Here is a 14,233-nt window from a genome sequence, read left to right as displayed (position 1 = left end):
AAAAAAAATGCAACATCATTGTTTTGCGCTGCGACAGCCTCCTCAATAAATCGATTTGAATCGCTGCCACCTGCTCGAAATCCAGGGAACAAAATATGGCGCTTATGCGTAGTAAGGAAGCCTTATAATTTCAGGCGATAATTCATTTTTTTCAGACGACGGTTCCCGATTTTCGGCCTCCGCCTCCACCTCCAGGAGGAATTTTCATGGGTATCACACACAGCATTCGGGCGCTGACACCTGCGCAGCGCAACACTGTCATCGCCAGCTTCCTCGGCTGGACTCTCGACGCCTTCGATTTCTTCATCCTTGTTTTTGTCATCAAGGATATCGCGAAGGAGTTCAATACAAGCATCCCTGCGGTCTCGATCGCAATTTTCCTGACGCTTGCCATGCGTCCGATCGGCGCGCTGATCTTTGGCCTTGCATCCGACCGTTACGGTCGCCGCATCACGCTCATGGTCGACGTCCTTCTTTATTCGGCCCTTGAACTTCTCTCCGGCTTCTCGACCGGGCTTACGATGTTCATCGTCCTGCGTCTGCTCTATGGCATCGCCATGGGCGGCGAGTGGGGTGTCGGGGCTTCACTGACCATGGAAACGGTGCCGCCACAAGCACGTGGCTTCGTTTCCGGCCTGCTCCAGGCGGGCTACCCGGCTGGCTATTTGCTGGCGTCGATCGTCTTCTTTCTGCTCTACCCGATCATCGGCTGGAGAGGCATGTTCTTCGTCGGCGCTCTGCCCGCGCTGATCGTTCTCTATATCCGGCGCAGCGTCGAGGAATCCCCCGCATTCCTCCAACGCAAGAGCAGACCTCAGCAACCGTTCCTGACTGTCTTGAAGAAGAATATTCCACTCTTCATCTGGACTGTTATCCTGATGACGGCGTTCAATTTCCTCAGCCACGGCACGCAGGATATCTACCCAACCTTCCTGGAAACGCAGCGGGGCTATGACAGCCACACGACAGGCGCCATTGCGATCGTTTACAACATTGGGGCGATTTGCGGTGGTCTGTTCTTCGGCGCTCTGTCGCAACGAATTGGCCGCCGGAAGGCAATTGTGATTGCCTCGCTTCTGGCCATTCCGGCCGCCTGGTTCTGGGTTTATGCTCCCGGCGCCGTCCTGCTTGCTATCGGTGCTTTCGTGCTGCAGTTCTTCGTCCAGGGTGCATGGGGCGTTATCCCTGTTCACCTGAACGAACTCTCGCCGGACGAAGTGCGTGGCACATTCCCAGGCTTTGCCTACCAGCTTGGAAACCTGCTGGCCTCCGGCAACGCAACCCTGCAGACGACGCTGGCCGCCCACTGGCAGGGGGACTACGCTCTGGCGCTGTTCAGCGTTGCCGTTGTCGTTGCCTGCGCGGTCGCCCTGCTGGCGGGGTTCGGATATGAAAAGCGCAACGTACAGTTTGGCGTCCCAGATGACCAACCGGTTGAACCTGCGCCGTCAGCGCGGGGAAGAACGGCTTGAAATTTGCGCTGGACGACGGCGGATTCATCCCCGCCGTCGTTGCGATGTGATGGGCATGGCGGCTGTTGCCATAAGCCAGTTCTTTCAATCATGGCAGTCCTCCCAGAAAATGCCTTTATTCGTTCATTCCCGGTACAGGCCGGCATCTTCATCATTGGAACAAGACGGCATGCCGGGCGTTGTTTAGCGCCACGATGTGCAGACTGTGCCCCAATGCCGCAGGGCAGACGCAAATGAAGACGGCAGATGAGGAAGCGCCATGCTGAATAAGAATAAATTGATGACCGGGGTCGTTTTTCCCCTGATGTCGATTGCCATTGCAGTCGAGCCGGCACTTGTGGCCACCGTTGCGCATGCAGCGCCGATGGCGCAGGTTGAGCAACAGGGAACCCTTTCCAACGGCAACGGAGCCATCACTCTTGCGCAGGCCGAAGCGCCGCCGAACCCAGAAGAAGAATTGTTGAAGCGCCGCCAGCGCGAGCAGCAGGGCGAGCCCCAGGCTGAGCCGAAGCGCGAGCCTGAGCAGAAGCGTGAGGAAGCCCCGCAGCGTCCGAAGCGCGAAGCAGCACCTGAACCGCAGGCCGAGCAGCCACAGGAGCGTCCACGCCGCGAAGCAGCGCCAGAAGGTGAGGCTCGCCCAGAGCGCCCACGCCGTGAAGCCGCCCCAGAGGCAGCGCCGCAGGCCGAGCCTGAGCAGCAGCAGGAACGCCCGCGCCGCAAGCCAGCCGCAGAGGCTCAGCCTGAAGCCGAAGGCCAGCCACGTCCAGAGCGTCCGCGCCGCGACGCTGCTCCCGAAGCCGCGCCACAGGCTGAGCCCGAGCAGCAGCAGGAGCGCCCGCGCCGCAAGCCCGCTGCCGAAGCGCAGCCTGAAGCTGAAGGCAAGCAGCCGCCGAAGCCGGAAGCGCCGGCAGCAAAGCCCGAAGCCCCGACCGCAAAGCCTGCAAATGAACCCGCAGCCAATGAAGTTGCACCGGAAAAGCCTGCGAAGCCTGCAAAGCGTCCGGCAGCTCCAGAACCTGCCGAGGGTGCCGCACCGGTGCCTGCAGAACCGCCGACACCTGGTCGCGCTCCCGCACCGACAGAGCAGCCGAACCCGGCCCCAGGCCAGCAGCCATCCGAGCAGCCACGCCCGCCGCGCGCGCAAAACGGCGAACCTGCACCAGCCCCTGTTCCGGGTGCGCCCGCAACGCCGCTGGACGGCGCCGCGACTGGCCAGGCACCAGCCGGTGAGCCGGTTCCAGCCCAGGTCGCAACGCCTCAGACAGAAGCGCCTACGACGACCAAGGAACAGCTGGACAAGGCCCGCGCGATAGCCAAGGACCCGTCCAAGTCGGCTGATACCGTCGTGCTGCCCGTGGACAAGGGAGCTGCCGTTCTCGACAGCGACAAGGAAGTCTATCGCAGCGGCAACGAGCAGCTTCGCGAACAGCGTCGTCGTGAACGCGAGCAGGGCCAGGACTTCAAGGTCCCGACCTCGGATGCCGAAGCCCAGGCGGGTGGACGCCGTGACGGACAGCCCGCGCCGCAGATCAATATTCAGAACATCACCAATATCCAGGGTGAGCGCATCGACCGCCGTCCGCAGTTCGACCGTCCCGACGGTGTACGCGAATGGCGTCCTCGCGACATGCCGCGCGACCGCGACATGGGCGACCGCGTGTTCCTGCAGTTCGGTGACCGCGTCGTGGTGCGTGGCAGTGATGACGACCGCTTCGTCAGCGAAGGCGCGAAGCCCTACTATGAGCGCCTTCCTGACGATCGCTACCGCGAGACGATCGAGCGATCCGACGGAACGCAGGTGGTGACGATCCGCAATCGCTATGGTGACGTCATTCAGCGTTCCCGTATCGACGCCCGCGGTCGCGAATATGTGCTGTTCTACGCACCGGAGCTGGCGGATGAACCGGACCGCGAATACGTCTATCGCGATCCTGGTCTCGACCTGCCGCCACTGCGTCTGCGCATTCCCGTCAACGAGTATATCATCGATACGTCGTCCGACGATGACCGCGACTACTATCGCTTCCTGGAACAGCCTCCGGTAGAGCCCGTCCAGCGCGTTTACTCCATGGATGAGGTCCGCTACTCGGCTCGTGTGCGTGACATGGTGCGTCGTATCGACCTTGACACCATCACCTTTGCGACCGGCAGTGCCGAAATTCCCATGAGCCAGGCACGCTCGCTGCGCAAGGTTGCCGATGCGATGAACAAGGTGCTTGAAAAGAACCCGGCTGAAACCTTCCTGATCGAAGGCCATACCGATGCCGTCGGTTCGGATGAAAGCAACCTTGTGCTCTCTGACGAACGCGCAGAGTCTGTCGCCAAGGTCTTGACCGAAGTGTACGGCATTCCGCCGGAAAACCTGACGACGCAGGGCTATGGCGAGCGCTACCTGAAGGTCCAGACGCTTGGTCCGAACCAGGAGAACCGTCGCGTTACCATCCGCCGTATCACGCCGCTGGTGCGCCCGGTCGCGCAGAACTAAAATTCGTACCGATCAATAAGAAGGCCCGGAAGCCATCAGCTTCCGGGCCTATTTTTGTCTCTAAGCGGCCGTGTTCAGACGAGTGCGACGGCGATCTCGGCTGCGAGGCGGGCATTGTTGCGCACCAGCGAGATATTGGTGTCGAGGCTGCGGCCTTCGGTGATCTCGAAAATCTTTGCCAGCAGATAGGGCGTGACCGCCTTGCCGGTGATGTTGTCTCCTTCGGCTGCGGAAAGCGCGCGCTCGATGTAGATCTCCATCTCGTCACGGCCGATTTCATCTTCCTCCGGCACCGGGTTGGCAATCAGCATGCCGCCGTCGAGGCCGAACTGTTCACGGGTCGTCTGGAAGTTTGCGATCGCTGCCGGGCTGTTGAGCGTCAGCGGGCTCTTGAGGCCCGACGCGCGCGACCAGAAGGCCGGGAATTCTTGCGAGCCATAGGTGACGACCGGAACGCCGTTGGTTTCCAGAACCTCGAGCGTCTTCGGCACATCGAGGATCGCCTTTGCGCCTGCGCAGACGACGATGACGCCGGTGCGTGCAAGCTCGGTCAGGTCGGCCGAGATGTCGAAGCTTTCTTCGGCCCCACGGTGTACGCCCCCGATTCCGCCGGTCGCGAAGACCTTGATCCCGGCATGTTCAGCCGCAATCATGGTGGCGGCAACCGTCGTTGCACCCGTACGACGCTCGGCAATCGCGAAAGCGATGTCGGCGCGAGAGACCTTCATGGCATCCTTGGTCTGTGCCAGGGCTTCCAACTGATCCTTTTCGAGACCGATATGCAGCGTGCCGTGAATGACGGCAATGGTGGCCGGAACCGCGCCATTATCACGGATCAGTTTCTCCACGCCTTCAGCCATGCGGATATTGCCCGGATAGGGCATGCCGTGGGTGATGATCGTGGATTCAAGCGCAACGATCGGCGCGCCGCGCTGCTTGGCGGCGGCAACTTCTTCCGAATAGACGATCGGCAGGAGCGGGGAGGTGGTCTTGGTCATGGTCTCTTCCAGTTTAATTAAGCGATCTCTTCACACCATTTCAGCCTGCGGCACAAGCGCCAGTGCGGCAGCAAGTGTCTCCGCATTCAATTCGCTGGCCGTCGCAAAAGGAGACTGGACGGTGATGGCAGCTGCGGCGGCACCATGGCGCAAGGCTTCGGTGATGGGTTTGCCGCTGGCAATGGCCGACAGGTAGCCGGATGCCATGGCGTCGCCCGCACCGGTCACATCTTTCACATCCTCGATCAGGGGCGGAGTCAGCACCGCAGTAGCGTTCTGGTCGAAAGCGACAACGCGTTTGGCGCCACTGGTGATGACGCCGCCGCGTAGGCCGGCCTCTCTCAGCAAAGTCGGCCATTGTCTCACCTCGGTGACATTCTGGCCTGTCAGCGCGCGCGCTTCCGCCTCGTTCATGAACAGCATGTCGATCTCGGCCAATGCGGGCTTCATACGCACGACTTTGGCTGGCGAAATGGCAATGGCCGCGAGACGCTTTTCGCAGGCACGCGCCGCCATGCCGATCGCGCTCAGCGTATCCTCAGGCAGGTTGGCATCGCAGAGAATGATATCGGTGGTGTTGATCGCGTCGCGCACGGCGCGCACTTTGAGGCGACGCGGCGTGAAGAGCTTGTAGAGATCCATATCGGCAATGGCGATGACCAGATTGCCGTCGCGCTCCAGAATTGCCGTGTAACTCGGGGTACTGCGGTCCAGGAAGGTGAAAGGCGTATCCTCGACCCCCGCATCTCGCGCTGCTGCGGCAACAGCCGCACCATTGCCGTCACCGCCACGCGGCGCGATGAGCCTCACCTCGAATCCCAGCCGGGAAAGGTTGCGGGCCGCATTGAAACCGCCGCCGCCGGCTTCCTCCATCCAGGAACCGGGGTTGCTTGCCCCTTGCACCGTTTCCGTCTCGATCATGCCGCGCCGGTCAATATGCGCGCCGCCCAGAACGAGTATTTTCTTCACGCTGGCCAATCCTTCTTCACGCGACAAACTGCCAAATCCGATTCGGTGTTTTTCGGCTCTTTCCAACTGACCCCTTGGCAGTGGAAAATTCTTCAACAAAGAAAAACAAAAGCAGAACGAACGGCTTATCGTTATTTGTTTTCAACGGGCTGATGCGCTGTTGTGGAATGAGAACAAAAAGAGTACATACAGTCTACACACTGCTTCGTTGCCTGTGCGGCTTCAATAACCTAAAGGTGGTTCAGATGGCACAAAATTCTTTGCGTCTTGTAGAGGACAATTCGGTGGATAAAAGCAAGGCACTGGAAGCGGCGCTCTCCCAGATCGAACGTTCGTTCGGCAAGGGATCGATTATGAAGCTCGGTTCCAATGAAAACGTCATCGAGGTCGAGACCGTTTCGACGGGATCTCTCAGCCTTGATATTGCGCTCGGCATCGGCGGTCTGCCGAAGGGGCGTATCGTTGAAATTTACGGGCCGGAAAGCTCGGGTAAAACGACCCTGGCACTGCAGACCATTGCAGAAGCCCAGAAGAAGGGCGGCATCTGCGCCTTTGTGGACGCCGAGCACGCGCTTGATCCGGTCTATGCCCGCAAGCTTGGCGTCGATCTTCACAACCTTCTGATTTCGCAGCCCGACACGGGCGAGCAGGCGCTTGAAATTACCGACACGCTGGTGCGCTCCGGTGCCGTGGACGTGCTGGTGGTCGACTCCGTTGCTGCTCTGACGCCACGTGCTGAAATCGAGGGTGAGATGGGCGACAGCCTGCCGGGTCTTCAGGCCCGTCTGATGAGCCAGGCGCTGCGCAAGCTGACCGCATCCATTTCCAAGTCGAAGACCATGGTGATCTTCATCAACCAGATCCGCATGAAGATCGGTGTGATGTTCGGTTCGCCGGAAACCACGACGGGCGGCAACGCACTGAAGTTCTACGCCTCGGTTCGTCTCGATATTCGTCGTATCGGCTCGGTCAAGGAGCGGGAAGAGGTTGTTGGTAACCAGACGCGCGTCAAGGTCGTCAAGAACAAGATGGCGCCTCCCTTCAAGCAGGTCGAATTCGACATCATGTATGGTGAAGGCGTTTCCAAGACGGGCGAACTTGTCGATCTCGGCGTGAAGGCCGGCATCGTCGAGAAGTCTGGTGCCTGGTTCTCCTATAACAGCCAGAGGCTGGGGCAGGGGCGTGAAAACGCCAAGTCCTTCCTGCGCGACAATCCCGCTGTCGCCAACGAAATCGAAATGGCGCTGCGTCAGAATGCCGGCCTGATCGCCGACCGCTTCCTTGAGAACGGCGGACCCGAAGCCGATGCGGATGGGGTAGAACCGGACGCATGATTAAACGCTGCCGGGCTTTCTCCGGCATCGTCGTCCACCGTTAATCGATCCAAGGCCGTGCGATCCCTTCGCGCGGCCTTTGTCATTTTGCTGCCTCATTCTGGCAGAGCCCGGCGCTCTTTGGCTGGACAGGCAGGGTGGCGGACGATAAAAGCCTGTGACTTTTTTATTATCGCTGCGTGAGCGTGGCAATGAAGGACTTCGTATGAGCGGTGTGAATGAAATCCGGTCGACTTTCCTCGACTACTTCAAGAAGAACGGCCATGAAATTGTGCCATCCAGCCCGCTGGTGCCGCGCAACGATCCGACCCTGATGTTCACCAATGCGGGTATGGTCCAGTTCAAGAACGTCTTCACTGGTCTTGAAAGCCGTCCTTATTCGAAGGCCGCTTCATCGCAAAAGTGCGTTCGCGCGGGCGGGAAGCATAACGACCTCGACAATGTCGGTTACACCGCGCGCCACCACACCTTCTTCGAAATGCTCGGCAACTTTTCGTTCGGTGACTATTTCAAGGAAGAGGCGATCACGCACGCCTGGAACCTGATCACCAAGGAGTTCGGCATCGACAAGAACCGTCTTCTGGTGACGGTCTATCATACCGATGACGAAGCCTTCGACCTTTGGAAGAAGATTGCCGGTTTTTCCGATGATCGCATCATCCGCATTCCGACGAGCGATAACTTCTGGGCCATGGGCGACACCGGTCCTTGCGGTCCTTGCTCGGAAATCTTCTACGACCACGGCGATCATATCTGGGGCGGACCTCCTGGCTCTGCAGATGAGGATGGCGACCGGTTCATCGAAATCTGGAACCTCGTCTTCATGCAGTATGAGCAAGTGACGAAGGAAGAGCGCATCAACCTGCCGCGTCCATCCATCGACACGGGCATGGGCCTTGAGCGCATCTCCGCTCTGCTGCAGGGCAAGCATGACAACTACGATACTGACCTTTTCCGCGCGCTGATCTCGGCGTCCGTCGAAGCGACCGGCGTTCCGGCTGAAGGCGAGAAGCGCGCAAGCCACCGTGTGATTGCCGATCACCTGCGTTCTTCGGCATTCCTGATCGCCGATGGTGTTCTGCCTTCTAATGAGGGTCGCGGTTACGTTCTGCGCCGCATCATGCGCCGCGCCATGCGTCATGCCGAGCTTCTGGGCTCCAAGGAACCGTTGATCTGGAAACTTTTGCCGACGCTTGTCCAGCAGATGGGCCGCGCCTATCCGGAACTCGTGCGCGCCGAAGCGTTGATCTCCGAGACGCTGAAGCTTGAAGAAACCCGCTTCCGCAAGACGCTGGAGCGTGGTCTTTCGCTTCTGTCCGACGCCACGTCCGACCTTTCCAAGGGCGGCATGCTGGACGGCGAGACCGCCTTCAAGCTTTACGACACCTATGGCTTCCCGCTCGATCTGACGCAGGACGCACTGCGCGCCCGCGAAATCGGCGTGGACATTGCCGGCTTCACTGATGCCATGGAGCGCCAGAAGGCGGAAGCCCGCTCGCACTGGGCCGGCTCGGGCGACAAGGCAACCGAGACCGTCTGGTTCGAGCTGAAGGAAAAGTTCGGCGCGACCGAGTTCCTTGGCTACGACACCGAGACTGCCGAGGGCGTGGTCCAGGCGATCGTCAAGGATGGCAAGTCGGTCGACGCTGCAGCCGAAGGCGAGACTGTCCAGATCGTCGTCAACCAGACGCCGTTCTACGGAGAGTCCGGCGGCCAGATGGGCGACACCGGTGTCATCTCCTCCGACAACGGCAGCGTCACGGTCACCGATACGCAGAAGAAGGGCGAGGGTCTCTTCGTCCATATCGGCAAGGTCGCCAAGGGCGGCGTGAAGCTCGGCGACGCCGTTCAATTGACGGTCGATCATGATCGCCGATCGCGCCTGCGTGCCAACCACTCCGCAACCCACCTGCTGCACGAAGCGCTTCGCGAGGTTCTCGGAACCCATGTGGCGCAGAAGGGCTCGCTTGTGGCACCGGAACGTCTGCGCTTCGACGTGTCGCATCCAAAGCCGATGACGGCGGACGAGCTCAAGGTCGTCGAGGAGATGGCTAATGAGATCATTCTCCAGAACTCGCCGGTCGTCACGCGCTTGATGAGCGTGGACGATGCGATTGCAGAAGGCGCGATGGCGCTCTTTGGCGAAAAATATGGCGATGAAGTGCGCGTTGTCTCCATGGGCACTGGTATCCACGGCGCCAAGGCCAACCGGCCTTATTCAGTCGAACTTTGTGGCGGTACGCATGTCTCCGCTACGGGACAGATCGGCCTCGTGCGTATTCTTGGCGAAAGTGCCGTTGGTGCGGGCGTGCGCCGCGTTGAAGCAGTCACGGGACCGGGTGCGCTTGCCTATCTTGCAGAGCAGGATGACCGGGTGAAAACACTTGCCTCGTCGCTGCGCGTGCAGCCAGGCGATGTTATCTCGCGCGTCGAGGGTCTGCTGGATGAGCGCAAGAAGCTGGAGCGCGAACTGGCCGATGCTCGCCGCAAGCTCGCCATGGGCGGCGGTTCGGCGGAAGGCTCGGCCGGCGATACGAGAGAGGTCGGCGGCGTGAAGTTCATGGCGAAGGCCATGTCCGGCATCGACGCCAAGGATTTGAAGGGTCTCGCAGACGATGCCAAGACCAATCTGGGCTCTGGCGTGGTGCTGCTGATCGCCGTATCCGAGGATGGAAAGGCCAGTGCCGTCGCAGCGGTCACCGAAGACCTGACATCGCGTTTCAGCGCGGTCGATCTGGTGCGTACGGCGTCGGCTGCTCTCGGCGGCAAGGGTGGCGGTGGACGTTCGGACATGGCGCAGGCTGGTGGCCCCGATGGATCGAAGGCTGATGAAGCCATTGAAGCAGTTGCAGCGTCGCTCGCGAGCTGATCTTGTTCAACGTCGTGGGAAAGCAGCTGAGCTGCCCTGCGTTTGATTGCTGACATTCAAGGGCCGGAACTTCGAAGATGAGGTTCCGGCCCTCTTTGTTTCAGTCATGGGTTCACGACGCTATAATGACAGCGTGATAGCGTACTGGTAGCTTTCGAGTGATTGCGTCGTCGTGCGTTTGTGGTGGAGGGCAGGATGAGACGTCGACGTGTTTTGTTTCGCTCTCACAGGCCGCTTCAGAGCGTCGTACCCGTCCAACCGCATCCGCGTTGCAGTCCGATCATCGTGCGCTGGGTGACGACGCAGGGGAACTGAATGTATCTATGACGGTTCGATGGCTTGGCAGCTGACAGGCTACCCGCATGATGCTGTCTTCTCCAACCTGACCCTCCCTCGCGGGAGGGTTTTTTTTGGCTTGGAGATCCGTGCGTCCTATTGGAGGCACAAATGACGCTCTGTCTTCTTTGATCTACGCATCGTGCTTTAGGAACCGGTGCGATGCCATCCGCATTGTCTCCTTAACAAAGGAGAAGGCCATGGAAAATTATGCAGAACTTCGGGAGCAGATCGCGCAGGATCTCGATACGCTCAGCCGCACCGAAAGCCCGAAATCCATCTTTGAAATTGCCGATGATTATCTGCTGGGAAATCCGTCACTGAAACGCGAATTGGTCGAGGATATCATCAAGGAAGAGGCGGATAAGCGAAACATCCCTATCCATTGAACGGATCGCAAATCGCTCACACGGAGCTTCAGGGAATTCGCTTAGATAACTGAAGACAAAGAAAAACCCGCCTAAGCGGGTTTTTCTTTTGGTGCGGTCGAGAAGACTCGAACTTCCACGGGTTGCCCCACAGCGACCTCAACGCTGCGCGTCTACCAATTCCGCCACGACCGCATCGTGGTAGGGTCGACTTGCGCCGACGGGGGTGCATGTAGCAAAAGGATTTTGGGTGCACAAGAGCGCCGTGACAGTTTTTTGAAATTAAAAACGGGCCTTTGCCTTCTTATATGGAAGAAGCCCGCAAACGCTGGGCTTGCAGCCTCTATTTCATTCTGCCAGAAGGCTGTGGAAAGGACATTTTCATGCTCACACGCACCGATCTAACCTCCACGATGTACCCGAGCGCCGGTTCTCCTGCCGTACGTTGGCGAATCTCTGACGGGCTGGTGCCCTATGAGCAGGCGATCGAGGAGATGGAGCGTGAGGTCGCAGCCATCGCTGCCGGCGAAGCGGACGAGCTTGTATGGCTCCTGGAGCATCCACCGCTTTACACGGCGGGCACGAGCGCCGATTCATCCGACCTGATCGAGCCGGACCGTTTTCCCGTCTTCGCAACCGGACGGGGCGGGGAGTACACCTATCATGGCCCAGGCCAGCGGGTGGTCTATGTGATGCTTGATCTCAAGCGCCGACGCCAGGATGTGCGCGCCTATGTGGCGGCACTGGAGGAGGTCATCATCCGCACGCTCGACAAGATGAACGTCAAGGGCGAGCGGCGTGAGGATCGGGTCGGTGTTTGGGTTCGCAGGCCGGAAAAGCCGCTTCTGCCGGATGGCTCCATGTCGGAGGACAAGATTGCGGCGCTCGGTATTCGCCTGCGCAAGTGGGTGAGCTTCCATGGCCTGTCGATCAATGTCGATCCCGACCTGACCCACTTCGGCGGCATCGTCCCCTGTGGTATTACCCAATATGGCGTCACCAGCCTCGTTGATCTAGGCCTCTTGGTGATGATCAACGATGTCGATGTCTTCCTACGGGAGGCCTTCGAGGAAGTCTTTGGCGATACCGCGAATGAGAGCGCAGGGGCGCCGTCTTAATTCGGTTTTCTAAACCCATCGGATGTTCGAGAACCAGCTCCGCATCATATGGGATAACAGACAGTCTTCCAGCCTTCGCTGGGTTTCAGCTGTCTGTGCCTGTGTTTCCAATAGCCACGTCAGATAGGCCGAAATGGTCGTGAATGGCCGTTTTTGGCAAAGGGAGAGGTCGTTCGATGATGCGCAAGCGGCCCGTCGCAAGGATCTGATCAAGTGACGCGGGCCGACCGAGCAAGTAGCCCTGTGCTTCCCCGCATCCTTCTGATTCCAAAAGGGAGAGCTGTTCCCTTGTTTCCACCCCTTCCGCCAAAACCGGAATTCTGAGGCCCTTGCCGAGAGCCAATACGGTGCGGATGATGGTCAGTGCTTCCTGACTGCTGTGGCTTTCGTCGATAAAGGAACGGTCGAGCTTGATCTTGCTGAAAGGGAAAGACCGCAGCGTATCTATCGAAGAATAGCCAATGCCGAAGTCGTCCAGCGCAATGGAAACTCCATAGGATTTGATTTGGCGAAGCATGTGAAAGGCACGCTCGCGATCCTTCAGGATGGCGGTCTCGGTAAGTTCAAGCTCAAGTCGATGCGGGGGAAGACCCGTTTCGAGAAGGATGCTCATGACGAGCTTGGGCAGATCGCCGGCTGCAAACTGAACGGCAGAGAGGTTGACAGCAATCTTGCAGGCTGGCTCCCAGGAGGCCGCGGCTGCGCATGCGGTGCGTAGCACCCACTCCCCAAGTTGCAGGATAAGGCCGTTTTCCTCCGCCAGCGGAATAAAATCCGAGGGCGGGATGAAACCGCGTTCAGGATGGTGCCACCGCAGCAGCGCTTCGTAGCCCGTGATCTCGCCAGTCGAAACGGAGGTCTGTACCTGGTAGTGGATCGAGAGTTCATCGCGGGAGAGTGCTTTGCGCAAATCAGCCGCCATGCAGCGCCTTGCTTTGACGGCCTTGTCCATGCCCGCCTCATAGAAGCAGACACGCATTTCGGTGAGTTGCGACTTGGCGCGGTACATGGCGAGGTCCGCGTTACTGACAAGCGTTTCCTTGGTGGTTGCGTCGTCGGGATAGAGTGCGACACCGAAGCTTGCGCCAGCGACAATTTGGGCTTCGTCTATATTGATCGGAGTGAACATCACCGTTTCAAGACGTTTCAGAAACCGGTTTATGCCGACCATTTCATCGTCTTGAATACGGAAAAGAGCGGCGAACTCGTCTCCGCCAACGCGGGCAACGAACTCGCCCTTGTCTTCCCGAACCAAATGCTTGAGCCGCAGACCAAGGTCGGTCAATACGTCGTCGCCGACATGGTGGCCACGGGTGTCGTTGATCTCCTTGAACCGGTTGAGATCGATGCCGATCATGGCTAGCCGGCTCTTCTGCGCATCGGCGAGCGCGATCTCTTCCTCCAGCCTCTCGTTGAAATTGGCGCGATTGGGAAGGCCGGTCAGTGCGTCGTACAACGCCATTTGACGAAGATGCGCTATGGTCTCGGCGCGTGTGCCATTGTCGATGAGGTAGCTCACCAGACCGCAGGTAACGATGACGAAAGCCATGCCGGAAATGGCGATGGCCAGAGTCCAGAGCGAGTCCGGGTTGGAGAAGGATCCATCGACATACATCGGTTCGACCTTGAACGCCGTCATCCCCGTGAAGTGCAAAACGGCGATTGCAAGCGTCAGGACCACGGCCATGACGTTGCTGCCTTTGCGCATGCCAAAATGCAGCGCAGCCGAAGAAAGACCTACGGAAAGAACGATCGAGGCGACGAGGTAAGTCCTGTCCCAGGATACGATCCCTTGAACGCGGTAGGCCATCATACCGGTATAGTGCATCGTGGAAATGGCGAGACCGACGATTGCGCCGCCCAAGGCGGGCATGATGGGATGACGGTTGCTGACTGCAACGGCAAAACCGATCGCATTGCCGAACAGGACGACCAGAAGCGAAACGACCGTCAACGACAAATCGAAGCCGATGGGCACGCCTGCGTCATAGCCAAGCATGGCGACGAAATGTGTGCACCAGATCGCCACGCCAGCGGACAGCGCCGTCATCGCCTGCCAGCCGATGCGCTGCTTCCCGGTCGCGGTCGTCGTTTTACTGAAAAGCCGGGATGTCACCCAAGAACCGGTGCCGCAGAGTAGCACTGCCACAAGCACGAGCCAGATGTTGTGTTCGTAGACGATGCATCCCAGCACAGTCATCATTACAGTCGCCCCTTGTAGGAAGGCACCGCATTTGAGCAAACGCAGCAGCCGTTTACTGCGTTCGCAGGCCGGGTGGATGGC

9 protein-coding genes and 1 tRNA gene are annotated in these 14,233 nt (G+C 59.3%); 6 read left to right on the top strand and 4 right to left on the bottom strand.

Annotation, left to right across the window (positions count from 1 at the left end):
• Window positions 1–206 precede the first annotated feature (206 nt).
• Both ACTJKV_RS11775 and ACTJKV_RS11770 read left to right on the top strand, forming a co-directional pair.
• Window positions 207–1,472, top strand: coding sequence for an MFS transporter (locus ACTJKV_RS11775; protein ID WP_274102529.1), 1,266 nt, complete (start codon window positions 207–209; stop codon window positions 1,470–1,472).
• Window positions 1,473–1,731: 259 nt separating this feature from the next.
• Window positions 1,732–3,957, top strand: coding sequence for an OmpA family protein (locus ACTJKV_RS11770; RefSeq protein WP_274102528.1), 2,226 nt, complete (start codon window positions 1,732–1,734; stop codon window positions 3,955–3,957).
• Window positions 3,958–4,031: 74 nt separating this feature from the next.
• Here ACTJKV_RS11770 and ACTJKV_RS11765 read toward each other — a convergent pair whose 3' ends face one another.
• Both ACTJKV_RS11765 and ACTJKV_RS11760 read right to left on the bottom strand, forming a co-directional pair.
• Window positions 4,032–4,955 carry a pseudouridine-5'-phosphate glycosidase gene (locus ACTJKV_RS11765; RefSeq protein ID WP_274102527.1) on the bottom strand — a complete coding sequence of 308 codons (924 nt, stop codon included), beginning with the start codon at window positions 4,953–4,955 and terminating at the stop codon, window positions 4,032–4,034.
• A gap of 30 nt (window positions 4,956–4,985) precedes the next feature.
• The gene (locus ACTJKV_RS11760; protein WP_274102526.1) at window positions 4,986–5,924 is read right to left on the bottom strand and encodes a carbohydrate kinase family protein; all 939 of its coding nucleotides are present in this window, start codon (window positions 5,922–5,924) and stop codon (window positions 4,986–4,988) included.
• Window positions 5,925–6,169: 245 nt separating this feature from the next.
• On the opposite strand from ACTJKV_RS11760, the gene recA reads away from it, so the two are divergent.
• From recA to ACTJKV_RS11745, 3 genes are all read left to right on the top strand, one after another.
• Complete coding sequence (recA, locus tag ACTJKV_RS11755) at window positions 6,170–7,258, top strand: recombinase RecA (protein WP_062427486.1); 1,089 nt, start codon at window positions 6,170–6,172, stop codon at window positions 7,256–7,258.
• A gap of 205 nt (window positions 7,259–7,463) precedes the next feature.
• Entirely contained in the window at window positions 7,464–10,127 is a 2,664-nt protein-coding gene (gene alaS, locus ACTJKV_RS11750; RefSeq protein WP_274102525.1) for an alanine--tRNA ligase, read from the top strand.
• 536 nt (window positions 10,128–10,663) lie between these two features.
• Window positions 10,664–10,852: a hypothetical protein gene (locus tag ACTJKV_RS11745; protein WP_062427484.1), complete on the top strand. Its 189-nt coding sequence runs from the start codon at window positions 10,664–10,666 to the stop codon at window positions 10,850–10,852.
• An 89-nt stretch (window positions 10,853–10,941) separates the two neighbouring features.
• Here the strand turns inward: ACTJKV_RS11745 and ACTJKV_RS11740 are convergent.
• A tRNA-Leu gene (locus ACTJKV_RS11740) sits at window positions 10,942–11,026 on the bottom strand.
• A 188-nt stretch (window positions 11,027–11,214) separates the two neighbouring features.
• On the opposite strand from ACTJKV_RS11740, the gene lipB reads away from it, so the two are divergent.
• Window positions 11,215–11,949, top strand: coding sequence for a lipoyl(octanoyl) transferase LipB (gene lipB / locus ACTJKV_RS11735; protein WP_113260795.1), 735 nt, complete (start codon window positions 11,215–11,217; stop codon window positions 11,947–11,949).
• Between the two features lie 85 nt (window positions 11,950–12,034).
• On the opposite strand, the gene ACTJKV_RS11730 is transcribed toward lipB, so the two are convergent.
• Window positions 12,035–14,152, bottom strand: a complete 2,118-nt coding sequence (locus ACTJKV_RS11730; protein WP_440598704.1) for a bifunctional diguanylate cyclase/phosphodiesterase — start codon at window positions 14,150–14,152, stop codon at window positions 12,035–12,037.
• Window positions 14,153–14,233 lie beyond the last annotated feature (81 nt).

It is taken from the genome of Agrobacterium sp. 22117 (genome assembly GCF_052045735.1).
Lineage (GTDB): Bacteria > Pseudomonadota > Alphaproteobacteria > Rhizobiales > Rhizobiaceae > Agrobacterium > Agrobacterium cavarae.
Note: the sequence above shows the minus strand (reverse complement) of the source record. Positions and strands in the feature narration are given on the sequence as shown.